Below are 22,505 nucleotides of genomic sequence, written 5' to 3' on the forward strand. Positions count from 1 at the left end.
CATGACGCAGCACTCAATCGCAGATAACACGGGCTTCGAACCCGGCCGCCTCGACCGCGACGCTCCCTTTTACGTCGCTGGACATCGGGGACTCGTAGGCTCGGCCATTTGGCGCAACCTCCAATCCGTTGGTTTCTCGAATCTTCAGGGTCGGACCTCCAGCGAACTGGATCTGTTGGACCGCCCGGCCGTCTTTGAGTACTTTGCGGAGACCTCGCCCCGCTACGTGGTCCTGGCGGCAGCGAAGGTGGGAGGTATCCTCGCCAACAATACGTACCCGGTGGACTTCCTGACCGAGAACCTGCAGATCCAGATCAATGTGCTGGACGCCGCACGCGAACAGGGCGTGGAACGTCTTCTTTTCCTGGGATCGTCCTGCATCTACCCCAAGTTTGCCGAGCAGCCCATTCGCGAGGATTCGCTTCTGACCGGGCACCTCGAACCCACCAACGACGCATATGCGATCGCGAAGATCGCCGGAATCATGCACATCCAGGCCGTCCGCCGCCAAGACGGGCTGCCCTGGATTTCAGCGATGCCCACCAGCCTTTACGGTCCGGGGGATAATTTTTCCCCGGAAGGATCCCACGTCCTTCCGGCTCTCATCCGCCGCTATGACGAGGCGGCGCAACAGGGATTGAGCACCGTGACCAACTGGGGCACCGGTTCGCCCCGGCGTGAATTCCTGCATGTCGATGACATGGCAGCTGCCTGCCTGCACCTCTTGGAGCATTATGACGGACCGCAGCAGGTGAACGTAGGAACGGGGTCAGACATCACGATCAAGGAACTCGCCGAACTTGTCGCGGACGCCGTGGGCTACAACGGGTCCGTGGAGTGGGATACCTCGCAACCCGACGGTACCCCGCAAAAGCTACTCGACGTCTCCAAACTGACCGCCACCGGCTGGACCGCACAGATCCCCTTCGAGGACGGCATTCGGGACACAGTGTCCTGGTACCGGAACCATTTGGCCACACTGCGCAGCTAGCTGGATCCGGGCAGCTCCACCCGGAACGTGCTCCCCGCACCAAGCTCCGAGCTGAACGAAATCCGCCCGCCGTGGGCTTCCACTATCGACTTGGTGATGACCAGGCCCAGGCCCACGCCCGGGATGGCCGCCTTCTTCACCTGGCCGGTGCGGAAGAACTTGGTGAACACGTCCCGCTGGTCGGCCTCACTCATGCCGATGCCGGTGTCCTCCACCTCCAACACCAGATTCCCGTCCTCCATCCGGGAACGAACGGTGACTTTGCCGCCGTCGGGGGAGTATTTGATGGCGTTGGAGAGCAGGTTGTCGAGGACCTGGGAGATCCGGCCCGGGTCCACCAACGCACGCAGCTCCGCTTCGCAGTCACAACCCAGGTCCACGCCGATGGCGGTGGCTCGGGGCCGGGCGGAGTCCAAGGCTACACGCACCAGTTCGGCGACATCGGTTTCGGAGCGTTGCAGGTGCATGGTTCCGGAGGCAGTGGTCAGCAGGTCCGCCACCAGCAGCAGCAGCCGCTCGGCGTTGCGCTGGGCCACCTGCAGGGCGTTCACGAGGTGCCCTGGAAGCCCGGAGGTCTCTTCATCATCGACGACGAGGTCGAGGTAGCCGATGATCGAGGTCAGCGGGGTCCGCAGCTCGTGGGAGACACTGGAGACAAAATCCTCCCGGGCATTGAGTGCATTGACCATTTCTGTGACATCGCTGTACGCCAGTACAGAGCCGGCGAATTCTCCCTGTTCGTGCATGGCGCGGGCGCAGACGGCGAGGGCACGCTGCCGCTCCCCGGTTCCAACCCAGACAATGACGTCCGAAAAAGATTCCTCGCGCATGGCCCGCTGCGAGGGTCTTTGTGCCAGGGGTACCGGCGTGAGCTGGTCCAGACCGTAAATCCGGGCGTCGCTGCCCGTGTCTGCTCCGTCGGTAAGGCCAGCCAACGCATGGTTGATCCGCTGGCGGCTGTTCATCAGGATGGTCCGACCCTCAGCATCTACCGCCATCACGCCCACATCGACCGTTTCCAGCACGGCGTCCAGCAACTGCGAGCGTCGGCGGGTCTCCTGCAGGCTGGCCTGCAGTTCGGTTTCAATCGCCACAAGCCGCTTCTGCTGGGACGTGGTATCCGATTCCATCGTCGAGATCACCACGCCCATGGCAAACATGACGAACGGGATAAGGAGGGGGGCCACCAGATCCTCCCGGGCGGGGAAACCGCCCGCCTGCATGAACAGCGGTGCCCACAGCAGCAACGTGGTGCAGAGATAGCTGAGTATCCATGCCCTTCGCGGCGCAGCGCCGGACCAAGACATCCAGAAAACGGGGAAGACCGCCAGGAAACTAAGCCCGATCACTGAGTTGCGGCCCTCGTAATAGAGGCCGCCCACAACAGCAAAGTCCAGTACGGGGATGCACCAATAAGCCAGCGGTGGATACCGTTCCCACGGGACGGCCACGCATGCCAATGTCAGGGCGGCAAGGAGTACCAGCGCAAATTGGAAACTGTCGCTGCGCAATAGATCCGGGGACACGACAGCGGTAATCACGACCGCTATGGCAACCGATATCAGCATCGGCTGCTGGCTCACCAGCAGCCGGCGCCGAAGACTCAATTCATTAAACTGCGATTTGATACCAGGAAGCGTGGCCACTCGGTCTTTGAGACTGGACATGAAAAAAGGGAACCCCCGGATTCCTGTAGTGGTAGCTCAGAGTATAGGGGTGCTCCTGTAGGATACCGAGCAAGGGGAGCGGGGATTCAGAAGGTCTCGCAGGACAGGAAAAAATAAAACATGGAAATTCAACGCGTAGCCGTCATCATCGAGGACGATGCAGATATCCGCGATCTTCTTAACGCAGTTCTGCAGCAATCAGGTTTCAACGTCTTTACTGCCCCGAACGGCTCCGAAGGTGTTGAAGCAGTGCGGCTGCATAATCCCACCGTGGTCACATTGGACCTGGGCCTTCCGGACATTGACGGGTTTGAGGTGATTCGGCAGCTGCGGCAGTTCAGCGATGCCTACATCGTGATGCTCACCGCCCGCGCCGAGGAGCTTGACACCCTTATGGGGCTGGAAGCCGGCGCGGATGACTACATCACCAAGCCCTTCCGGCCCCGGGAACTGCGGGCCCGGATTTCAGCCATGCTCCGCCGCCCCCGCGGAGAGTCTGCAGGCGAAGCCGAGACGCCCGTTTCCGCTGATGCTCTTTCATCCCTCGGCGGAAGCCAGGGAACCACCCCCGCAGCGGTGCAGGTTCCGGCTCCCGCAGCCGCCCCGGGGACGCTTGCCCACAACGGCCTGACCCTGAACCCGGGGACGCGCACCACCGAAATCAACGGCAAGGGCGTAGAGCTGACCCGCACCGAGTTCGACCTGCTGCAGGCGCTCCTTGAGGGTGGCCGCCTGGTGCGGACTAAAACGGACCTGGTCCGGCGGCTGCGCGGCGAGGAGTATGACACCGGATCCTTCATCAGTGACGCCGATGAGCGGACCGTGGAAGTGCACGTGGGCAACCTGCGCCGCAAACTCGGGGACGATTCTAAGGCGCCGCGCTGGCTCGAAACCGTACGCGGCGTCGGCTACCGGCTGGCTCCGCAGGCCTGACCCGCCTGACCCGCCTGGCTCCGGCCCTGGAGCCTCCGGCCTTCGAGCCCCCGGCCCTCGATCCCGGCCCTCGATCCCCCCACCGGCTCCCTTGCCGGCGTGAGTACCGGCTGCGCTGCTAAGTGAGCGCCGGCACGCCGGCAGGCAGTTCGACGGTAAAGCTGGTGCCGCGGCCCAGCGTGCTCTCCACCCGGATGCTGCCCCCGTGCGCCTCGGCGATGTCCTTGCTGATGGCCATGCCGAGCCCGACGCCGGGGATACCCGCCTGCCGAACCGTGCCGGTTCGGAAGAACTTCTCGAAGACATCATCCACGTCGTCCGCGGACATGCCCATGCCCGTATCGGATACACGGAACACAGCACGGTCCCCTTCGCGCCACGCGCTGACCGTGACCGTGCCGCCGTCGGGGGAGTATTTGACGGCGTTGGACAGCAGATTGTCCAGTACCTGCGCGATACGGTGCGGATCCGCGAACATCGGCAGCTCTGCCGGGGCATCGTTGACCAGGTCGACGCCGGCCTCCCGCGCCCTGGTCTCCGCCGTGCGGAGGCTGTTGCGGATGATCTCCGCCAGGCACATGGGCCGGGATTCCAGCTGAACGGTCCCCGAGGCCGCGGTGAGCAGATCCGACACCAGGCGAAGCAGCCGCTCGCTGTTGCGCAGGGCCACCCGCATTGATCCGGGAATGGTGCCCTGCAGCCCGGTCTCTTCTGCCTCGTCCAGGGCCAGGTCCAGGTAGCCCATGATCGACGTCAGCGGGGTGCGCAGTTCGTGCGAGACGCTGGCCACGAAGTCGTCCTTCGCGGCCAACGCACCAACCATGGCCGTGACGTCGGAGAAAACGATCACCGCACCGTTGAAGCCGCCGGCGTCATTGCGGAGCACGGCCCCCGAGACGTTCATGGCCATCTGGCTGCCGGGCGGGCCCAGCCACAGCTGTAGGTCGTTGAAGTCCGAGCCGCGCAGGGCACGGGCAACGGGACGCTGTTCGAAGGGCACGGGAGTAGTGCGGTCAACTGTGTAGAGGAACAGGTCGCGTTCATGCGGATACGCCGTGTCCGGCGGCAGCGCCCGTTCCTGCAGCATCCGCTGGCGGCGGTTCATATGCCGCGGCACGCCGTCCTCGTCTACCAGGAGGACACCGACGTTGATGGCGTTCAGCACCCCGTCGAGCTGTTGGGATTGCCGTTTGCTCTCCGCCAGCGCGGCCTCGAGCAGCCGGTCCTTATTCTCCAGCGTCTCGCGCTGGGAACGGATGTCTTCGCGCAGCACGGACACGGTGATCGCGACACCCAGGCTGACCAGCGGAACGAGCAGGGGAGCGGAGAGATCCGCGCCGCTGACCGGACCGGACGCGCCCAGGATGAAGGGGTGCCATACGGACAGCAGGGGGCAGAGGAAGCTCAGGTACCGGGCGGCCGGCGGGGAGACTCGGGACCAGGACATCCAGAACACGGGGAAAACGTGGAGGAGGCTCAGCCCGGTAAGGATGCCGGCGCTGCCATGCTGCAGTTGGGCGATGGCCACGAAGTCGAGCAGCGGGATGATCCAGTAGGACGGATACCAGAGCCGGTTCCAGGGGAGGGCGATGCACACGGCGGTGACAACGGCGAGCGTGACCAGGCCGGCCACGAATTCCCGGCGGTGGAAGACCTCAGGCAGCTGCCAGGCGGCAATGGCGCAGATCAGGGCCACAACGACCACCAGCGGTGCCTGGCTCACGGCGGTCCGGTACCGCAGCGGCAGTTCGTGGAACTGGGAGGAAATGCCGAAAAACTTCAGCGTCGACTGCGACAACCGCGACATGCATGACCCCCTCGTAAAACGCAACAGGGTCTAACGATACCGGTGGTATGTCGCGGGCGTGACCGCGCTCACTTCCGCGGCACGGCGGCCGGGATGGGTAGGAGCGGCACTTATGCGGCGGAAAACAGGTCCGACTCGTTCAGATAGGCCATGGTTTCGGCGCCGCAGGTGCGGACAGCGGTCACCATCTCCTCGAGGCCCCGCACATCACGGCGTGCCACGAGGTCCTGCGCTGCGGCGCCAAGGGCCGAGAGTCGTTCGGCTCCGGCCATGTGGCTGGAAATCTTGATGCTGAGGACCACATCCATGGCGGCGTCGAAGTCCCGGCCCTGCACCGCTTGGTGAAGGCGCGTGAACCGGCCCTCCCACATCGATGTGAAGTTGGCGACGAACCGGCGGCAGGATTCCACGCCAACCTGGTCGCTTAGTTCCCGCAACCGGTCCAGGGAGATCAGCCGCGCCTCGAGTTCTTCCTGGGGCGTCATCAGCTGGCGCTCCTGAAGGGCAGGGCGGCGTTGCAATTCCGCGGTAATACTCGTGCAGCGGCGGACGGGCGCGGTGGCCAGACCGGTGGGGGCTGCGGGGGAATGAGAGACAAACAAAATATCCTTCGGTGTGGGGTCGCCGTCGGGCGGTTCGGTGCCTGATGGAAGCCAGCCGAATACTCCCGGCTGATGCCCCACGGTCTCACCCCAACCTCAGGAAAAGTTGCCTGCAACGCTCAAGATCGAGGCAATATTGCGGGCCGTCGACTAATCGCCCTTCCGGCTGCGGAAGGCATAGACCACCAACGTGCCGAGCGCCGCACCCAGCGAATTGGCGATGACGTCGTGGATGGTGGCGTAGCGGGCCGGCAGGAACACGTGCTGCCCGGCTTCGATGGCGCAGGAGGCGGCCATGCCGACGACGGCGCCCAGCCAGGCGAAACGTTCGGTGAGGCAGGCGGCAGCCAGGATACCGAAGGGAACAAACAGGACCACGTTCGCGACGGACTCTAAGAGGGTGTAGTTGACCCATCCGGGCATGCCTCGGCTGTTCAGGGCAGCCAGGATGGCGCGCAGGGTGCCGGCCGGTCCGGCATCCACCGGGGAGGGCCAGAACGTGATGAGAGCCAGGGCGACTATATAGAGCAGGAAAAGGCCGGCCAGCCTGCGTCGTCGATGTGTCCCCGGAATGATCACGTTCATCGGTAGCGGCGCTCCCAGGCGAGGAGGTTGCCCACCGCGGGACTCAGCTCGCGGACCATCTGCTGGTAGACGGCGTCGCTGCGGCGGTACGGGTCCACTACGTCGTCCTCCTGCGGTCCCACCGGATGGGCGCTGCGCAGCCGCAGCACCTTGGCCGTTGCGGCCTGCCAACGGTCGACGGCAGGGGCATCGGGGTCCGCGTCGACCAGCGGGAGCAGGCGGGCCAGTTCGCGCAGTGTGAAGGTGCGCCGCAGAAACGCCGGGGCGAGTTCCACGATCTTGCTCCGGTGGGCCCGGGTCATGCCCAGCACGAGGTCCTGGCCCTCGAGAATCTCCGCAGAGAGCTGCCGTGCGGCGAAGCCGGCGGAGTCGCCGCCGAAAATGTTCACGAAACCGGCCACATGAGGTTCGATGCCGGATCCGACCAGGGCACCGGTGCCTGCACTGGTGACTTCGAATTCACCGGGGGCAACGCTGTCCAGTCCGGCCTGGAGCAGGCGCTCGGCCATCGGGGAGCGGCAGATGTTGCCGGTGCAGACAGTCAAGATTCGGAACGGAGCAGCGGTGGGTCTCATGTCCTCAGGCTTCGGATAGGGCTGGTTCCCGGGCCGGATACGGCCGGTTGTGCTGGTGTTGAGGCTACCTTGTGTGGCGCTTGAGCTTTGCCGGAATGTTGCATGAACCCTGTGTTTGGGCGGCGTTGTTTCTTGAGGGGAGGGCGGCAAAGTAATACCCAGCGGCGAGGAAAGCCTTCCGAGCCAAGAGACTTTCGAACAAGGGGAACAGCGTGAACAAGATGGCTAAGGGTGCACTGGCAATCGGTATCGGCTCGGCAATGCTGCTCGGCGGCGGCGGAACGCTCGCCGTCTGGAACGATTCCGAGAAGGCGAACGCCGGCACCATCGTCTCCGGTGACCTTGACGTGACCGCCGCGGCGGGTAAGTGGACCAACAAGGCCGGTACCGAAATCGACATCACCAAGTACAAGGTTGTACCGGGCGATGAGCTGACCTTCACCCAGGATGTCAGCCTGCAGCTTGACGGTGACCAGATGAAGGCGACGCTGGTTATCAACGAGGACGTCACCAACGGCTTCACGGGCAGTGCCAAGCCGGTACCTACCCTGACCCAGGGCGGCAAGACCCTGAACGCGGCAAACCTGACCGCCGCCAACGACGTCGACACGGCGGGAGTGGTCACCGCCAAGGCCGTCTTCGTCTTCAACAAGGACACCGGCGCCCGCACGGACACCAACGCCAGCCTGGACCTCACCCGCGTGAACTACGTCCTGACCCAGGTCGCCAAGTAGCATTCCCGTAAGCCCCTTGTTCTAACCCCGGTTGTGCGCGGAACACATGTCCCGCGCACAACCGTTCCCCTGGAGGAAAAAATCCGTGAAGAGCTCCCGAGTACTGAAGGCAGCCGGCCTGATTCTGGCCGCTGTGGTACTCGGACTGATGACGGTCCAGGGAAGCTATGCCCTGTGGAACGCCGCCGCACAGCAGAACGCCGGCACCGTCCAGGCCGCCGATTTCAACATCCTGGTGAATGAAGCCAACATGGCCCAGACACCGACCCTGTCGTTGGACGTTGCCGGATTGCACCGCGGAGTACCGAAATTCACCGCAGTCCGGGTGACCAACAACACCAACGTCACCGCGCAGTCACCGCTGGTCCTGCAGCCCGCCGTTTCGCTCCCGGTACCCGGCAGCCTGCTCAACGGCAACCTGACCCTGCACACAGCGGTTGTCCAGGGATCGGCGATCTGCACCGCCAACCTGGCCTACCAGGCCGGAACCCCGGTCCTTCCGGTGCTGGCCACCGGAACCACCCAGACCATTTGCTTCAAGGTTGAAGTCAAGCAAAACACCCCGGCAAACCAGCTCGGAACGCCGATCAGCATCCCGGTAAACCTCAGCGTGGCGCAGCTCGCGCCGGCAGCTTAGTGATGGATAGGAACACCATGTCGAGTGGCCGTAGGACAGCAGAGAAGCCCGCCAGCCCGCTGCGCTTCATCGGAGCCGGTCTGAGCTACATCGCCCTGTGCGCCACGGCGCTCGTTGCCCTGGTCATCGTAGTCATTCCCCTTGTGACCGGCTCGCAGACGTTCAGCGTCCTCACCAGCTCCATGGCCCCGCACTACGCCCCCGGCGCCTTCCTGGTCGTCAAGCCCACCCCGTTCGAGGAACTGCGCGCGGGCGACGTGATCACCTACCAGATCGAGTCGGGCAGCTCTGCCGTCATCACCCACCGAATCACGTCCGTGGGCACCGCGCAGGACGGCGAACGCACACTGATCACCAAGGGCGACAACAATGACGTTGCCGACGCCGAACCCGTGCGCGAAGTCCAGGTCCGGGGCAAGCTTTTCTACGCCGTACCGTTTGTAGGTTTTGCCGCCAATGCCCTGGGTAACTCGGACCGCGGCGCGGCACTCCAATGGGGTGCTGTCGCACTTATGGGCTACGGGATCATCTCCATGGTCCGCGGCGCGTTGGCTAAAAAACGCGGTGACGGGGAAACCCCGCAGGCAGACAATGACGATCCGGATAATGGTTCCACCGACGACGGCGCGGACCCGTTCTTCGCCTTCCGCACCCAGGACCCGCTGGATCATGAGGATCCCGTCCTGGAAGAGTGCGAGCACTGCAACCACGACAGCGCCCACCCGCATGTCCGCAGCCGGCGGAAGCCCGTAGCCGTCTAATGCGGATTTCCAAACCGGTGAGGCGCTGGCTGACAGTCGGTGCCGTGGGCGGAGCCGCGGCGACCATCACCCTCGCCGGCATCCCTGCCGCTTCCGCATCCGGCAGCTACCTCAGCTTCAGCCCCGACGGCGTCGGCTTTAGTCCGACACTGACCCAGCCAGTCTTTAACCAGGCGGTTCAACTGGTCCCGGGAGCATCCACGGACGGCAGCGTGTGGGTGCGGAACGACGGCGCAGAGGCAGCCTATCTCTCCGCCGGCGCCGTCAGCGCCGCGATGGACCCGGAGCTGGCGGGCCTGGTCAGCGTGAGCGGATCCGCCGGTGCCGCAGTCGGCGTCCCGGCCTACCTCGGCGCTGCCGGAGTATGCAGCGACCTTTACCGGGGATGGGAACTGGGCGCCGGCGACGCCGTCCTCGTACAGCTCACGGCAGGCCTTGCCGCGGAAGCTCCCAACGCGGCCATGAACCGCAGTGCCCGCTTCGACGTCGTGTTTTACCTGCAGTCCACCGATGGTGCAGGCACCGGACCCAGCGCCTGCGAGGCGCTGGGGAACAATGACGACAACGGCAACACACCGCCGTCGGATCCGGGGACACCCAACGCCGAAGTCCCCGGAACCGGCAACACCTCCGGGGACACCCGGAATACCGGGAACACGGGCCAGCAGGCTATCCAGGCACGGCCGGGTCCAGGCACGGATCAAGGCACTGCGCCAACCGACGGCACAGCGGCGCTGGCCGCTTTCCCGGCTGCCCCCGCACAGGCACAGGACTCGGGCTTCAATACCCAGGTCCCGCCGGTGGAAGCCGGACGGCTGGAAGCGGCTTCGCCGGCGTCGTTCGAAAGCACCGTCGAACCCATCATCCGCTCGCTCTCCGGTACGCTCCTGATAGTACTGTCGGTGGCTTTCTTCGCCGCCGCCGGAATCCGACTACGAAGCAGGAGCCGATGAGCAGGAATACGCAGCAGGGGGCTGCGGTGGGCACCGACACCGTGACGGAGACCCGTCCGGGCCCGTTTAGGCGGCTTCGTGCCCAGCCGGGTTTCCGGACCGCTGCGGTGGTTTTTGTGCTCACGGTTGTTCTGGGCCTGGGCGGCCCCGCCGCGTATGCGTACTGGAGCCAGTCGACCGCAGTGACAATCACCGGGCTCCCGACCGCAAAGGTGCAAACCCCCGCCCCGCCCGTTTGCACCACTCGGGCTTTGGCCAATGAGATCAGCTGGCCCGCCGTAACGGACGTGGACCCTGACGTGGTCTATGTGCTGTCCTTCGCCGTCAATGGGCGCACCAAGACCTACGCGGTTCCGCGCAGCACTACTACGGTCAAGCCCGTATACCTCAGCGGTCTGAGCGACGCGCTGGGCAGGACCCCCTATGACAAGGTGCCCCTGGCAGTCACGCTGCGGACCGCCACGGTCAAAAAGGATGTCCCGTCAGTGACGCCCATCAGCGAGGGCGATATCCTGGCCCCTTCCCAGGCGTCCACGCTCCAGATGTTCTATTACGCACCACCGGGACTGCTGGGCTACCCCTGCTCGCGCTAGTTCTCCCGGTCCTCGTACACGTCCGGAATGCCGTCCTGGTTGTCGTCGCGCCGGTCTTCGGCCTCGATGAGCCGGTAGCGCCGGTTCCGGGCAGTCAGCAGGGCTGAAGCCAGCAGGGCAGCCAGCACGGAGGCCACGAGGATGCCGACCTTGGCGTCGTCGTTGTGCAGCGAGCCGACCTCGAAGCTCAGGTCATTGACCAGCAGGGAGACGGTGAAGCCGATCCCGCCCAGAATGCCGATGCCTGCCAGATCGATCCAGCGCACATCCGGGTCCAGCTTTGCCCGCGTGCCCGCGGTGACTGCCCAGGTGGTGAGCAGGATGCCGATGGGCTTACCGGCCACGAGGCCCAGGATAATTCCGATCGCTACGGGGTCCGTAACCGCAGCACCGACGCCGCTCCAGCCGCCCAAGGCCACGCCGGCGGAAAAGAAGGCGAAGATCGGAACGGCAAAGCCCGTGGAAACAGGCCGGAAGCGGTGCTCAAAGATTTCCGAGAGGCCGGGGGCCTTCGGATCGGCGGGCAGTTTCTGCCGGTCCGGACCGCGGCGCAGCACCGGAACAGCAAAGCCCAGCAGCACCCCGGCCACGGTGGCGTGGACGCCGGAGGCGTGCATCAGCGCCCAGGTGGCGACACCCAAGGGCAGCAGGATCACCCAGGCGGGCCAGCCCCGGGTGCCGAAGAAGCGCGGGACGCGCTGGACCAGCAGTGTGAATGCGGCGAGCGGCAGCAGCATCCACAGCAGGTAGCTAAGGTGCACGTCTTCGGAGTAGAAGAAGGCAATGATGGCGATGGCGATGAGGTCATCCACCACGGCGAGGGTCAGGAGGAAGATGCGCAGCGCGCTGGGCAGGTGCGAACTGATAACCGCCAGCACTGCCAGGGCGAAGGCAATATCGGTGGCGGTGGGGATGGCCCAGCCCCGCAGGCCGTCCGAACCGGATATCAGGTTGACGGCTACGTAGACCAGGGCGGGGACAATTACGCCGCCCACCGCTGCCGCGATGGGTACGATCGCCTGTTTCAGGTCCCTCAGGTCCCCGGCAATGAATTCCTTCTTCAGCTCGAGGCCGACCAGGAAGAAGAAGATGGCCAGCAGCCCGTCGGCTGCCCAGGTGCCGATGCTCAGCTTGAGGTGCCACGGCTCGTAACCGAATTCAAAGTCACGCACGGCAAAGTAAGTGTCTGCAGCCGGAGAGTTGGCCCAGATCAGGGCCGCGACGGTAGCGATCAGCAGCAAAATGCCGCCCACGGTTTCCTTGCGGAGAATCTCGCTGATGCGAAGGGTCTCTCCGTAGCTGCGCCTGCCGAGGACGGTGTGCGAACCGTTGGGCTTGGGGGAGGAGGGCTCAGAGGCCATGAAAGGTTCCTATCAAATTCGGGTACGGCAAAGTTATTGCCGACCAGACTTCCCGGCGCACCGTGTACCAGTCTAACTGCATCAGTCAGGCAGCGTGTGATGAGGGGCGAAGCAGGCAGCAAAACGCCCCGGCAGGAAACCTGCCGGGGCGTGCGTCATCAGGGAAAGTCAGCCGATCAGGCCGCGGATACCGATCACGAGGGTTGCCAGTCCGAAGACCATGGCCGTGCTGATCTTCATGAGGTTCGTGGTCATGTACCGGGTCGGCGCACCGTTGGTATCCCGCGCCTGCGGGGACTTCAGGACGTCCCGCAGATAGGGCGGCCAGACGATGAGGGACCAGAGGCCTGCGATCACCAGGACCAGAGCGAGGGGAGTGGAGAGGACCATGGGCTAGCTCTTCCGGCTTTCAATCCACTTGCCGGCCTGGCCTGCCTGGATCGTGAGGGCCTTGCCGATCATCGGTTCGGCGGCCTTGGCGATCTTGTCGCCCAGGAACGGAATGCTGGAGGCCACGTTGCCGTCAACATCGACGCGGGTGCCCTCGGGGGTGCTGATCAGTCGCTGCACGGCGTTGACCTTCAGCGGGACCCCGCCCACGGAGAGCTCCACGGCGGCTTCGCGGGATCCGTCGGCGGCAGGTGCGGCCCACTGCTCTTTCTGGGTCACGGTCAGGTTGGCACCAACAAACTTCTTCGCAATGTCCGGCAACCGGTCCGTGGGCATCGTCCGCACAGCGGTGAGGACAAATGCCCCGGCGGTGTCACCGTCCACGGAAGCGGAAACCAGGGAACCGCCTACGTGCTCGCTCATGCTGCGCAGGAAACCCTCGTCAGCGAACGTGTCCGTCACGGTCCGTACGTCGTAGGGCAGGATAGTTGATGCGTTCAGGGCCATAGGTCCTCCGTAAGGTGAGCGGTAATGCCGGATTCCGCGGGCTTGTACAGCCCGCCGGCCGGCCAACCCTCATCCTAAACCGCACGCGCAGCTGCCCCGAAACCGGGGCCGGGGAGCTCCCGGCCGGGTCAGGGCACCAGATTGATGCAGCCCACGGGGCTTCCCGCCGCACCGCCCTGCCCCGCATCGAGGATGAGGAGCGACTCGGCGTCGTCGTCGGGCAGCGTCCACGGAACCGTGGTGCTCGCGGTGGCGTTGCCGGCGGTGTCGGTAGTGAAGTCCAGGGTGAGGCCGCCCTGGCTGCTCTGGTACTCCGCGCCGGCGTCCGTTGGATCTGCTCCGCAATCATCCTCGTGCAGCCGGGCACTGTAGGTCGTGTCGGCGGCGAAGCTCTGTGCCTGGAGCTGCACGGTGGTGTTCTCCGCGCTTTCCTCGACGGTGACAATCGCTACGGACTCATCCGGGATCAAGGCGGTGCTGTAGGTAGTCGCGACGGCGTCGTCGCAGTACGGGCCGAACGTTCCCTCGATGATCCCGCCCGGAGTCGGGGACGCAGTGAACTTTCCGCATCGATCGGGGTTGGCAGTGCGGCCGGGAACGCCGGCTGCCTGGCAGTTTTCTCCGCTGGCGTTCGGGGAGTTGGTGCCGCAGGGCGAAGGGCTGGAAGACGATGCGGAAGGGGAACCTTCGGAATCGTTGGCGCCGTCGCCGTCGGAGTTGCCCGCGCAGCCGGTGAAGGCCAGCGCGAATACCGCACATCCCGTGGCCAGGAGGGTCGCTTTGCGTGCCATGGGCAGTCCTTACGTTGTCGAAAGGCGAGGCCGGCGACTGGATTACTGCCGTCTCCGGGTAACCCGTGCTTTTCCAGCGTGGCAGGCGACCCCACGAAAAACCAGATCCACCGGTGCTGCGGGCCGGGTCTGGATCTCCTCGCACATGTAGCCGGCTTCCCGCCTACGGTTACCCCGCGCGGGAAGCCGAGGTAGGTTGCGCGGCACGGTGCCAACGCCTGCGGGCGCGGTGCTGGACCATCACGCACGCACGGGGGACACACACCTAGGGGAACGATGAAGAGGAACAGGACTTTGCGTACGACGGCGCTCGCAGCGGCGGTTTTCCTGACGGCTGCAGCGGGAGTGCCGGCAGCGTCAGCGGACAACGGCAACGGAGCAGCGGACGGCCAGCAAAGCGTCCGTGACGCTGCAGCCGGCAAGGGCAATCCCGGAAAGGGCAATCCCGGCAAGGGCGGCCCGGACAAGGAGTCTCCCGGCAAGGGGAGCGGCAAGCCGGATGCCAGCGAAATGCTGCGGAAGAAAGTGACCGTCAAGAATGTGTTGCGGCACCTGGACGCCCTGCAGGCTGCTGCAGATGCCAACGGCGAAAACCGCGCGTCGGGAACTCCCGGATACGAGGCCTCCGGCCGATACATCGAGCAGCAGCTGCGCCGGGCCGGCTACAACCCGGTGAGGCAGCCCTTCTCCTACGACCAGTTCGAGCTGTCCGGCGAGACCTTCGAGCAGGTTTCCCCCACGGCGCAGGCGTACGTGGCAGGAACGGAATTCAGCACCATGAGCTACTCGGGCCCGGGAGACGTGACAGCCGGACTGATAGCGGTGGACATCAACCTCGGCGGCAACCGTGCCTCGAGCAGCGGCTGCGAGCCGGAGGATTTCGCCGGGTTCCCCGCCGGGAACGTCGCATTGATGCAGCGCGGCAAATGCAGTTTCGAAATCAAGGTGGACAACGCCGCAGCAGCCGGGGCATCCGCTGCGGTCATCTTCAACCAGGGCACCAATGTGGCGGGGGATGACCGCACGGGCCTGCTCAACGGCACGCTGGGCACCGAGCTTTCCCCGATTCCCGCCGTCGGTACAACATTTGCCCTCGGTGAGGCCCTGGCAGGCACTCCGGGCGTTGTTGTGCGGGTCTCGGTGGAATCCGGGGTGCGCACCATCAACTCCTTCAACATCCTCGCGGATACCCCCACCGGGGACGCGGACCGTACCGTGGTGGTGGGAGCACACCTGGACTCGGTCCCGGAGGGGCCTGGCATAAATGACAACGGCAGCGGTTCGGCAGCAACCTTGGAAACAGCCGTCCAGCTCGCCAAAACCAAGACGAAGGGCGGATTGGAGAACCGCGTCCGGTTCGCGTTCTGGGGCGGGGAAGAAGACGGGCTCGTAGGCTCGCGGCACTACGTCTCCACCTTGGACGAAGCCGGGCTGGCCGGAACGCTGCTGAACCTGAACTTCGACATGGTGGGTTCCCCGAACTTCGCCCGGTTTATCTACGACGGCGACGGCGACGCCTTCGGCCGGACCGGGCCCGCCGGGTCCGACGTCATTGAGGGAGTCTTCGAGGAGTACTTCGCCTCCCAGGGCCTGACCACGGCACCCACCGAATTCAGCGGCCGTTCCGACTATGCCGGGTTCATCGAAAGGAACATTCCGGCGGGAGGGCTGTTCACGGGTGCCGAAGGCCTGAAGACACCGGAGGAAGCTGCACTGTTCGGCGGGGTGGCGGGTGAGCCGTACGACGCCTGCTACCACGCCGATTGCGACGACATCAACAACGTGAACCGCACTGTTCTCGACCAGATGTCGGACGCCGTGGCCCACGCCGTGGTCACCTTTGCCCTCACGGAGGAGGAGCTGCGCGGCGGCGGCCAGGGTGCCCGGTCCGTCCCGGCCGAATACGACTACCGCGGACACCTGCTGCGGAAGTAGGCGGCTTAATATCCAGCGTCACCGCCCGGGCGGATACCCGGTACGGGAGCGGGAGTCCGGTGTAACGGACTCCCGCTTCCTTATGTTTTCCGCTCTCAGCGCGAGCGCCGGACCGGCGCCCCGGCAGCAGGTAATGTGGAAGAAAACCCCGGGGTTCCGTTTGTGGACTTCGGGTATTTGCGTTGCCGTCATGAAGGAGAAAACACCCCATGAGCCTGAACGGACTGCGTGCCGCCCTCGCTGAGGACCCCTCGTACGCAAGGGTGCGGACTCTTTCCTCCCGGCCGCCCGCAGGCCGCAGCGAAGACCTGCAGATCGGGGCTCCGCAGGGCATGCGCGCCGCCCTGCTGGCCGAAGTCGTGGACGGCCTGGCCTCGGCCGGTACCGGTGACGGCGTTCCGCCGGTGGTGCTGGCCGTGACGGCGACGGGACGCGAGGCGGAGGACCTGGCAGCCGCGCTGCGCAGCTATCTTCCCCTGGCCGGCATTGAAGAGTTCCCCAGCTGGGAGACCCTGCCGCACGAGCGGCTGTCCCCGCGCTCGGATACCGTCGGACGGCGCCTGTCGGTGCTCCGCCGGCTGGCGCACCCGGAAACCGCCCCCGTGCAGATTGTGGTTGCCCCGGTGCGCGCCGTGCTTCAGCCGCTGGTGGCCGGACTGGGTGAACTCAAGCCGGTGGCGCTGAAGGTCGGCCAGGAACAGCCCTTCGACTCCGTGGTGCAGGCACTGGCGGAAGCTGCCTATGCGCGGGTGGATATGGTCTCCCACCGCGGCGAATTCGCCGTTCGCGGCGGCATCCTGGACGTCTTCCCGCCCACCGAGGACCACCCCATCCGCATCGACTTCTTCGGCGACGAAGTGGATTCCATGCGCTGGTTCGCGGTCGCTGACCAGCGGACCCTTACCGGGGAGCACATCACCCACCCCTCGGAGCTCTACGCCCCGCCGTGCCGCGAAATCCTGATCACGCCGTCGGTCATGAGCCGCGCCGCCAAGCTCAAGGACCAGATGCCGGCCGCCTCGGACATGCTGGAAAAGATCGCCGGCGGTATTGCCGTGGAAGGCATGGAATCCCTCGCTCCGGTACTGGTGGACTCCATGGTCCCGCTGATGGGGGAGCTGCCGCGGGGATCCATTGCCGTGGTCATCGAGCCGGAAAAGGTCCGGGCCCGCGCCCACGACCTGGCCGCCACCAATGAGGAGTTCCTGGCCGCGGCCTGGGCCACGGCGTCCGACGGCGGTGCGGCACCCCTGGATCTTTCCGCCGGGCTGGCCTCGGACCTGGACGCTGCAAGCTTCCGTTCCCTGACCGATACGCGCACTGCCGCGCATGCCAATGACGTGGCCTGGTGGTCCATCACGTCCTTCAACCCCGACGACGAAACCGTCCTGGACATCGACACCCTGACCATCAATGCCCGCGAACCGCGCGGCTACCGGGGCGACGTAGCGGAAATGATGGAGTTCATCGGCGGCCGCGTCCGGGACGCCTGGCGTGTGGTGGTGGTGACGGAGGGACCCGGCCCGGCCTCCCGCCTGGCCGAACTGTTCCGGGAGAACGACATTCCGGCAGCGCTGGTGGAATCCGTGGACGAGGAACCGCGCCCCGGCGTCATCGCCATCACCACGGCCAGCGCCGGCCGCGGGTATGTCTTTGACACCCTCAAGACCGGCCTGCTGACCGAGGCGGACCTGCTCGGCCGCGCCAGTACCTACTCCACCCGCGACATGCGCAAGATGCCCTCCAAACGGCGCAACGCCGTCGATCCGCTGCAGCTGCAGGAGGGCGACTTCGTGGTGCACGAGCAGCACGGCGTGGGCAAGTTCATTGAACTCATCCAGCGTGCCACCGGTGCCGGCACCAACAAGACAGTGCGCGAGTACATGGTGCTTGAATACGCGTCCTCCAAGCGCGGAGCGCCGGGGGACCGGCTGTTCGTCCCCACCGACCAGCTGGACCAGATCACCCGGTACGTGGGCGGTGAAACCCCTGTCCTGTCCAAGATGGGCGGATCCGACTGGGCCAAGACCAAGAGCCGGGCGCGCAAGGCCGTCAAGGAGATCGCGGGGGAGCTGATCCGGCTCTACTCCGCCCGGATGGCGTCCAAGGGCCACGCCTTCGGCCCGGACACCCCGTGGCAGCGTGAACTTGAGGAAGCGTTCCCCTATGTCGAGACCCCGGATCAGCTGACCACTATCAACGAGGTCAAGGCAGACATGGAGCGCGAAATCCCCATGGACCGCCTGGTCTCCGGCGACGTGGGTTACGGCAAGACCGAGATTGCGGTCCGTGCAGCGTTCAAGGCCGTGCAGGACGGCAAGCAGGTGGCCGTGCTGGTGCCCACCACGCTGCTGGCCCAGCAGCATATGGAGACCTTTGCCGAGCGGTTCTCCGGCTTCCCGGTCCGGGTGGATTCGCTCTCGCGCTTCCAGACCGCCAAGCAGGCCAAGGCAACTATCGAGGACGTCAAGACCGGCGCCGTGGACGTGGTCATCGGCACCCACCGCCTGTTGTCACAGGAAGTGCAGTTCAAGGACCTGGGCCTGGTGATCGTGGATGAGGAGCAGCGCTTCGGCGTCGAACACAAGGAAGCGCTGAAGAAGATGCGCACCAACGTGGACGTGCTGGCCATGAGCGCCACCCCGATTCCCCGCACCCTGGAAATGTCCCTGACCGGCATCCGCGAGACCTCCACACTGGCCACCCCGCCCGAGGAACGGCACCCCGTACTCACCTATGTGGGCCCGTACACGGACAAGCAGGCCTCTGCCGCCATCCGCCGCGAGCTCATGCGCGAGGGCCAGGTCTTCTTTGTCCACAACCGGGTGTCCTCGATTGACCGGACGGCCGCGCATCTGCGGGAACTGGTGCCGGAGGCGCGGATCGCCGTGGCGCACGGCCAGATGAGCGAGTCCAAGCTCGAGCAGATCATTGTGGATTTCTGGGAGAAGCGCTTCGACGTGCTGGTGTGCACCACGATCATCGAAACGGGCCTGGACATCTCCAATGCCAACACCCTGATCGTGGACCGTGCGGACCACTTCGGCCTCTCCCAGCTGCACCAGCTGCGCGGCCGGGTAGGGCGCGGCCGGGAGCGGGCCTACGCATACTTCCTGTACCCGTCGGAAAAGCCGCTGGGCGAGGTGGCACTGGAGCGGCTGAAGGCCGTGGCCACGCACAACGAGCTGGGTGCGGGCATGCAGCTGGCCATGAAGGACCTGGAGATCCGCGGTGCCGGCAACCTGCTGGGCGGGGAACAGTCCGGCCATATTGCCGGCGTCGGCTTTGACCTGTACATCCGGCTGGTGGGCGAAGCCGTGGCCGACTACCGGGGCGAGGCCGAGGAGAAGGCGGCCGAAATGAAGATCGAGCTGCCGGTCAACGCCCATCTCCCGCATGACTACGTTCCGGGGGAGAGGCTGCGGCTGGAGGCCTACCGCAAGCTGGCATCCGCGCTCACCAATGAGGCGATCGACGAGGTGCTGGCCGAACTGGTGGACCGTTACGGCGAGCCCCCGCAGGAAGTGAAGAACCTGATCGATGTTGCCCGCTTCCGGGTGGATGCACGCGCCGCCGGGCTGACCGACGTCGCGCTGCAGGGCAACTTCATCAAGTTCGCACCGGCGGACCTGCCCGAATCGCGGACCATGCGGCTGCAGCGTATGTATCCCGGGGCGCTCGTGAAGCCTGCGCTGAACGCGGTGCTGGTACCCAAGCCGAAGACCGCCAGGATAGGCGGAAGGGATCTGGTGGACGCCGAAATCCTGGCCTGGGCCAAGCAGGTGCTCGACGCCGTGTTCAAGGAGTGAGCCGGAGGCTAGCCCGTCACCGCAATGACGAAGACAGCGGCGGCGGCCACTACGCAGGAGGCCAGTACCGAGTAACCGACGAGGACGATGCGCTGCTGCAGGGCCCGGTTGCGGCGCCACTGTCTGCGGGTCATGGTGGTAGTCATAAATCGAATCTAGGGACGGCGGGGCACGGCAGCTAAGAGTAGGACACACCTGCTTACCCCCGGCGAATACTCAGTTAAACAGTGATGCACCCCAGCCCGCGGACTGGGGTGCATCACTGTTTACGCAGGAAGACTACTCGTTGTGCGAGTAACCCTTGGCCAACTCCGTGGTGGTGTCGGAACGGCCGATGCTGAACGCAACGAGGTACATGCCGGTCGCGGCGACCAGCAGAATGGCCATCGGCCACACGTTGTCCAGGGTCAGCCAGTTCACCGCGTAGATGGCGCCCAGGAAGATGGCGAACATCACGGCAAAGATGAGGATGTTGCTGACCAGATGGCCCTCGCCCGAGTGTGAAGGCTGCTTTGACCGTGTTCCAACCATGAAGTTCTCCGTTTCAAAAAGTGTCAGTAGCTATGCCGGTCAGTAGTCCGACGTGGCTTTGCTTCCATTAACAATAGCGATTCCGGAGCTCGCTCCGATACGCGTGGCCCCGGCGTCGATCATTGCCTGTGCATCTTCGAGCGAACGGACACCGCCGGAAGCCTTGACTCCAAGGTCCGGACCGACCGTCCGGCGCATCAGGGCAACGTCTTCCGCAGTGGCTCCGCCGCCGTTGAAACCGGTGGAGGTCTTCACGAAGTCGGCTCCGGCTTCGACGGAAGCTTCGCAGGCCAGGACCTTCTGCTCATCGTTGAGCAGGGAGGTTTCGATGATGACCTTGAGGATGCCGCCGGCAGCATGCACGGCATCGGCTACGGCTGCAATGTCGCGGACCAGGGCGGCGCGGTCTCCGCGCCGGGCTGCGGCGATGTCGATGACCATGTCAATCTCATCTGCGCCGTCCTGAAGCGCGCCCTGGGCTTCAAAGACCTTCACCTCGGTGGTGGTGGCTCCCAGCGGGAAGCCGATGACCGAGCAGGTGAGCACTCCGCTGCCCTTCAGTGCGTTGCGGACGGTGCCGACCCAGATCGGGTTCACGCAGACGGACTTGAACTGGTACTCAGCGGCTTCGGAGCAGACCCGGAGGATGTCGTCGCGGCTGGCCTCGGGTTTGAGGAGCGTGTGATCAATATACGAGGCAATGGGTGTAGACATGGGATCTATCTTGCCATAGGGCAGTGGTGCCGCGTGGTTGAGATCACGGTGTCGGCAGAGGGTGCGGGGCGCGGGGTGCGGGGTGCGAAAGCATGGAAAGAAAATCGGCCGGGTCCCGCAATGCGGAGCCCGGCCGATTCACTTATGTCAGAACAATTATCCTACGGCCGGCCAGTTGCCAAACAGCTGCACAGCATTCTTGCTGGCTCCAGCTACAGGAGCTGCGTCGGAATTCTGGGCCACGGCGCCCGCTCCGAAGATAAGGGCGGCCAGAAGTGCAGCTGCACCGAATTTTTTCATGTCGTGCTCCTTGAGAGAAAAGATGTGGTGGGGTGAAACACCTGAAGTATAGCTATGCTGAAGCTCTTATTGATATGCGATTGGCCATCTTTGGTGAATTCTGAGTAATTATTGCAGAATGGCACCGGGCCTCTGTCGCTGGAAGGACCAGAATCCTTGGAAGATGAACAGGTGTATTTAGCCAACGAGTACAAGGCGCAACAAGCTAGCCAGCGTCGTGACTACGGCAAAGCGGTCGAATATTCGGTGCTCGCGCGTGAAGCTGCACTTCAGGCCGGTGATACCTGGGGATACTGTCGGTTGACGCTCAGCATCGCCCGGTACCAATACGACCTGGGGCTGATGGATGAGTGCATCCATACAATAAACGCGTTGACAGCTCATCCCATCATTGTTGACTACCCGGAAACCGCTGCCCGCGCCCGGGTGATCCTCTCCGAAGCCTTGCGGAACAAGGGGGCAAGCGACCGTGCGCTGGTTGCGACAGAAGAGGCGATAAGTATCGTTCCAGATCGTTCCAAGGAATTGCGTACCGCTCTTCAACATTCCATGGTGGCAACCCTGGCTGAGGAAGGGGAGGTGGAAGCTGCGTGGCAGGAAGCCATGGTGCTGGACTCCCTCGTCGGTCCTGAAGCAGGCGCAAGGGCTAGCGGTATGGCCTACTGGACGATTGGAAATTCGGCGTTTATGTCCGGACGTATCGAGGAAGGGCTCCGGTTCCACCGGAAGGCAGCAACGGCCCTGACCCCGTTGGGGGACGTCAACCTATGGGCGCTGTTTAATAAGGCTTCGGCAAACCTGCGGATGGATGCAGGGGTAGTGCAGCCGGAGACCCTCGAATGCATTGAACGGGCGGAAGTAGCCATTTCGGTTTCCGAAGGCAACCTGGCCGACCGGCTGGAGATCCTTTTATCACGCGCCCACTGGGAACACTTGGCCGGAAATAACGGGGTAGCCGAACAAAAGCTCCGGGACGTGGCCACCAAGGCAGAAGAACTGTTCCCCTATACACGGGCGCAGGCGCTGATGGTTTTGGCGAGATGCCTGTTCGACCTTGGGCGGGCTGGGGAGGCATTGGACGCGGCGCGGGAAGGTGAACAGCTATTCGACGGTTTAGGGGCGCCGGTCCAAGCGGAAAGGGCCCGGGAGATTATCAGGACCATCCTCCGAAATGACTCCATCGCCCAAACAGCTGAACACGAAACGAAAAGTCAGGCCGAGAAACTCGATATTTGAGAATCGAAGGCGCACAATACAAACACCGTCTTTCGACTTACCGGCGGCAATCACGGACGAGCCGTTCCAAATCGGCGAGGGAATCCGCTGCAT

Annotated in this window: 23 protein-coding genes; 10 read left to right on the forward strand and 13 right to left on the reverse strand. The window is 64.6% G+C overall.

Annotated features, from left to right (window positions below; all coding sequences use genetic code 11):
- Position 1: 1 nt before the first annotated feature.
- On the forward strand, positions 2-991 hold the full coding sequence (locus tag LJ760_RS16045) for a GDP-L-fucose synthase family protein (RefSeq protein WP_227924317.1): 990 nt from the start codon (positions 2-4) through the stop codon (positions 989-991).
- On the opposite strand, the gene LJ760_RS16050 is transcribed toward LJ760_RS16045, so the two are convergent.
- On the reverse strand, positions 988-2,598 hold the full coding sequence (locus LJ760_RS16050; RefSeq protein WP_227924318.1) for a sensor histidine kinase: 1,611 nt from the start codon (positions 2,596-2,598) through the stop codon (positions 988-990). The two genes, LJ760_RS16045 and LJ760_RS16050, sit on opposite strands and share 4 nt — an antisense overlap.
- 180 nt (positions 2,599-2,778) lie before the next feature.
- Here LJ760_RS16050 and LJ760_RS16055 point away from each other — a divergent pair, with 180 nt between their 5' ends.
- Complete coding sequence (locus LJ760_RS16055; RefSeq protein WP_227924319.1) at positions 2,779-3,591, forward strand: response regulator transcription factor; 813 nt, start codon at positions 2,779-2,781, stop codon at positions 3,589-3,591.
- Positions 3,592-3,709: 118 nt separating this feature from the next.
- Here LJ760_RS16055 and LJ760_RS16060 read toward each other — a convergent pair whose 3' ends face one another.
- The 4 genes from LJ760_RS16060 to LJ760_RS16075 all read right to left on the reverse strand — a co-directional run bounded on the left by LJ760_RS16060 (position 3,710) and on the right by LJ760_RS16075 (position 7,160).
- Positions 3,710-5,398, reverse strand: coding sequence for a sensor histidine kinase (locus LJ760_RS16060; RefSeq protein WP_227924320.1), 1,689 nt, complete (start codon positions 5,396-5,398; stop codon positions 3,710-3,712).
- A gap of 110 nt (positions 5,399-5,508) precedes the next feature.
- Entirely contained in the window at positions 5,509-5,883 is a 375-nt protein-coding gene (locus LJ760_RS16065; RefSeq protein ID WP_227924321.1) for an Hpt domain-containing protein, read from the reverse strand.
- A gap of 267 nt (positions 5,884-6,150) precedes the next feature.
- A complete protein-coding gene (locus tag LJ760_RS16070; protein ID WP_227924322.1) occupies positions 6,151-6,585 on the reverse strand; it encodes a VanZ family protein in 435 nt (144 codons plus the stop codon).
- A complete protein-coding gene (locus tag LJ760_RS16075) occupies positions 6,582-7,160 on the reverse strand; it encodes an arsenate reductase/protein-tyrosine-phosphatase family protein (protein ID WP_227924323.1) in 579 nt (192 codons plus the stop codon). The genes LJ760_RS16070 and LJ760_RS16075 overlap by 4 nt, the downstream gene beginning before the upstream one ends.
- 221 nt (positions 7,161-7,381) lie before the next feature.
- On the opposite strand from LJ760_RS16075, the gene LJ760_RS16080 reads away from it, so the two are divergent.
- From LJ760_RS16080 to LJ760_RS16100, 5 genes are all read left to right on the forward strand, one after another.
- A complete protein-coding gene (locus LJ760_RS16080) occupies positions 7,382-7,894 on the forward strand; it encodes an alternate-type signal peptide domain-containing protein (RefSeq protein WP_227924382.1) in 513 nt (170 codons plus the stop codon).
- An 85-nt stretch (positions 7,895-7,979) separates the two neighbouring features.
- A complete protein-coding gene (locus tag LJ760_RS16085; protein ID WP_227924324.1) occupies positions 7,980-8,531 on the forward strand; it encodes a hypothetical protein in 552 nt (183 codons plus the stop codon).
- A 17-nt stretch (positions 8,532-8,548) separates the two neighbouring features.
- Positions 8,549-9,292 (forward strand): signal peptidase I, encoded by a 744-nt coding sequence (locus LJ760_RS16090; protein WP_227924325.1) that lies wholly within the window; start codon positions 8,549-8,551, stop codon positions 9,290-9,292.
- On the forward strand, positions 9,292-10,245 hold the full coding sequence (locus tag LJ760_RS16095) for a hypothetical protein (RefSeq protein ID WP_227924326.1): 954 nt from the start codon (positions 9,292-9,294) through the stop codon (positions 10,243-10,245). The genes LJ760_RS16090 and LJ760_RS16095 overlap by 1 nt, the downstream gene beginning before the upstream one ends.
- Positions 10,242-10,838, forward strand: coding sequence for a hypothetical protein (locus LJ760_RS16100; RefSeq protein ID WP_227924327.1), 597 nt, complete (start codon positions 10,242-10,244; stop codon positions 10,836-10,838). The genes LJ760_RS16095 and LJ760_RS16100 overlap by 4 nt, the downstream gene beginning before the upstream one ends.
- Here LJ760_RS16100 and nhaA read toward each other — a convergent pair.
- The 4 genes from nhaA to LJ760_RS16120 all read right to left on the reverse strand — a co-directional run bounded on the left by nhaA (position 10,835) and on the right by LJ760_RS16120 (position 13,887).
- The gene (gene nhaA, locus LJ760_RS16105) at positions 10,835-12,199 is read right to left on the reverse strand and encodes a Na+/H+ antiporter NhaA (protein WP_227924328.1); all 1,365 of its coding nucleotides are present in this window, start codon (positions 12,197-12,199) and stop codon (positions 10,835-10,837) included. The two genes, LJ760_RS16100 and nhaA, sit on opposite strands and share 4 nt — an antisense overlap.
- A 168-nt stretch (positions 12,200-12,367) precedes the next feature.
- Positions 12,368-12,589, reverse strand: a complete 222-nt coding sequence (locus LJ760_RS16110) for an SCO4848 family membrane protein (protein ID WP_227924329.1) — start codon at positions 12,587-12,589, stop codon at positions 12,368-12,370.
- 3 nt (positions 12,590-12,592) lie between these two features.
- Complete coding sequence (locus LJ760_RS16115; RefSeq protein ID WP_227924330.1) at positions 12,593-13,096, reverse strand: DUF2505 domain-containing protein; 504 nt, start codon at positions 13,094-13,096, stop codon at positions 12,593-12,595.
- Between the two features lie 128 nt (positions 13,097-13,224).
- Positions 13,225-13,887, reverse strand: a complete 663-nt coding sequence (locus tag LJ760_RS16120) for a hypothetical protein (protein WP_227924331.1) — start codon at positions 13,885-13,887, stop codon at positions 13,225-13,227.
- Between the two features lie 294 nt (positions 13,888-14,181).
- On the opposite strand from LJ760_RS16120, the gene LJ760_RS16125 reads away from it, so the two are divergent.
- Both LJ760_RS16125 and mfd read left to right on the forward strand, forming a co-directional pair.
- Complete coding sequence (locus LJ760_RS16125; protein WP_227924332.1) at positions 14,182-15,822, forward strand: M28 family metallopeptidase; 1,641 nt, start codon at positions 14,182-14,184, stop codon at positions 15,820-15,822.
- A gap of 209 nt (positions 15,823-16,031) precedes the next feature.
- A complete protein-coding gene (gene mfd, locus LJ760_RS16130; RefSeq protein ID WP_227924333.1) occupies positions 16,032-19,631 on the forward strand; it encodes a transcription-repair coupling factor in 3,600 nt (1,199 codons plus the stop codon).
- An 8-nt stretch (positions 19,632-19,639) separates the two neighbouring features.
- Here mfd and LJ760_RS16135 read toward each other — a convergent pair whose 3' ends face one another.
- From LJ760_RS16135 to LJ760_RS16150, 4 genes are all read right to left on the reverse strand, one after another.
- Positions 19,640-19,777 carry a hypothetical protein gene (locus tag LJ760_RS16135; RefSeq protein ID WP_227924334.1) on the reverse strand — a complete coding sequence of 46 codons (138 nt, stop codon included), beginning with the start codon at positions 19,775-19,777 and terminating at the stop codon, positions 19,640-19,642.
- 133 nt (positions 19,778-19,910) lie between these two features.
- Positions 19,911-20,162, reverse strand: a complete 252-nt coding sequence (locus LJ760_RS16140) for a hypothetical protein (RefSeq protein ID WP_146363517.1) — start codon at positions 20,160-20,162, stop codon at positions 19,911-19,913.
- A 39-nt stretch (positions 20,163-20,201) separates the two neighbouring features.
- Positions 20,202-20,876, reverse strand: a complete 675-nt coding sequence (gene deoC, locus LJ760_RS16145) for a deoxyribose-phosphate aldolase (RefSeq protein WP_227924335.1) — start codon at positions 20,874-20,876, stop codon at positions 20,202-20,204.
- 156 nt (positions 20,877-21,032) lie between these two features.
- Entirely contained in the window at positions 21,033-21,176 is a 144-nt protein-coding gene (locus LJ760_RS16150) for a hypothetical protein (RefSeq protein WP_227924336.1), read from the reverse strand.
- Between the two features lie 156 nt (positions 21,177-21,332).
- Between LJ760_RS16150 and LJ760_RS16155 the strand changes: the two genes are divergently transcribed.
- On the forward strand, positions 21,333-22,412 hold the full coding sequence (locus LJ760_RS16155; RefSeq protein ID WP_227924337.1) for a hypothetical protein: 1,080 nt from the start codon (positions 21,333-21,335) through the stop codon (positions 22,410-22,412).
- Positions 22,413-22,505 lie beyond the last annotated feature (93 nt).

The organism is Arthrobacter sp. zg-Y895 (assembly GCF_020731025.1).
GTDB lineage: Bacteria > Actinomycetota > Actinomycetes > Actinomycetales > Micrococcaceae > Arthrobacter_B.

Excerpts from the sequence above, each read along its gene's own strand:
- deoC (WP_227924335.1), bottom strand. The coding sequence starts at position 20,876 with ATGTCTACACCCATTGCCTCGTATATTGATCACACGCTCCTCAAACCC.
- LJ760_RS16095 (WP_227924326.1), top strand. The coding sequence starts at position 9,292 with ATGCGGATTTCCAAACCGGTGAGGCGCTGGCTGACAGTCGGTGCCGTG.
- LJ760_RS16135 (WP_227924334.1), bottom strand. The coding sequence starts at position 19,777 with ATGACTACCACCATGACCCGCAGACAGTGGCGCCGCAACCGGGCCCTG.
- LJ760_RS16110 (WP_227924329.1), bottom strand. The coding sequence starts at position 12,589 with ATGGTCCTCTCCACTCCCCTCGCTCTGGTCCTGGTGATCGCAGGCCTC.
- mfd (WP_227924333.1), top strand. The coding sequence starts at position 16,032 with ATGAGCCTGAACGGACTGCGTGCCGCCCTCGCTGAGGACCCCTCGTAC.
- LJ760_RS16100 (WP_227924327.1), top strand. The coding sequence starts at position 10,242 with ATGAGCAGGAATACGCAGCAGGGGGCTGCGGTGGGCACCGACACCGTG.
- LJ760_RS16080 (WP_227924382.1), top strand. The coding sequence starts at position 7,382 with ATGGCTAAGGGTGCACTGGCAATCGGTATCGGCTCGGCAATGCTGCTC.
- LJ760_RS16070 (WP_227924322.1), bottom strand. The coding sequence starts at position 6,585 with ATGAACGTGATCATTCCGGGGACACATCGACGACGCAGGCTGGCCGGC.
- LJ760_RS16065 (WP_227924321.1), bottom strand. The coding sequence starts at position 5,883 with ATGACGCCCCAGGAAGAACTCGAGGCGCGGCTGATCTCCCTGGACCGG.
- nhaA (WP_227924328.1), bottom strand. The coding sequence starts at position 12,199 with ATGGCCTCTGAGCCCTCCTCCCCCAAGCCCAACGGTTCGCACACCGTC.
- LJ760_RS16140 (WP_146363517.1), bottom strand. The coding sequence starts at position 20,162 with ATGGTTGGAACACGGTCAAAGCAGCCTTCACACTCGGGCGAGGGCCAT.
- LJ760_RS16045 (WP_227924317.1), top strand. The coding sequence starts at position 2 with ATGACGCAGCACTCAATCGCAGATAACACGGGCTTCGAACCCGGCCGC.
- LJ760_RS16120 (WP_227924331.1), bottom strand. The coding sequence starts at position 13,887 with ATGGCACGCAAAGCGACCCTCCTGGCCACGGGATGTGCGGTATTCGCG.
- LJ760_RS16150 (WP_227924336.1), bottom strand. The coding sequence starts at position 21,176 with ATGAAAAAATTCGGTGCAGCTGCACTTCTGGCCGCCCTTATCTTCGGA.
- LJ760_RS16060 (WP_227924320.1), bottom strand. The coding sequence starts at position 5,398 with ATGTCGCGGTTGTCGCAGTCGACGCTGAAGTTTTTCGGCATTTCCTCC.
- LJ760_RS16115 (WP_227924330.1), bottom strand. The coding sequence starts at position 13,096 with ATGGCCCTGAACGCATCAACTATCCTGCCCTACGACGTACGGACCGTG.
- LJ760_RS16075 (WP_227924323.1), bottom strand. The coding sequence starts at position 7,160 with ATGAGACCCACCGCTGCTCCGTTCCGAATCTTGACTGTCTGCACCGGC.
- LJ760_RS16090 (WP_227924325.1), top strand. The coding sequence starts at position 8,549 with ATGTCGAGTGGCCGTAGGACAGCAGAGAAGCCCGCCAGCCCGCTGCGC.
- LJ760_RS16055 (WP_227924319.1), top strand. The coding sequence starts at position 2,779 with ATGGAAATTCAACGCGTAGCCGTCATCATCGAGGACGATGCAGATATC.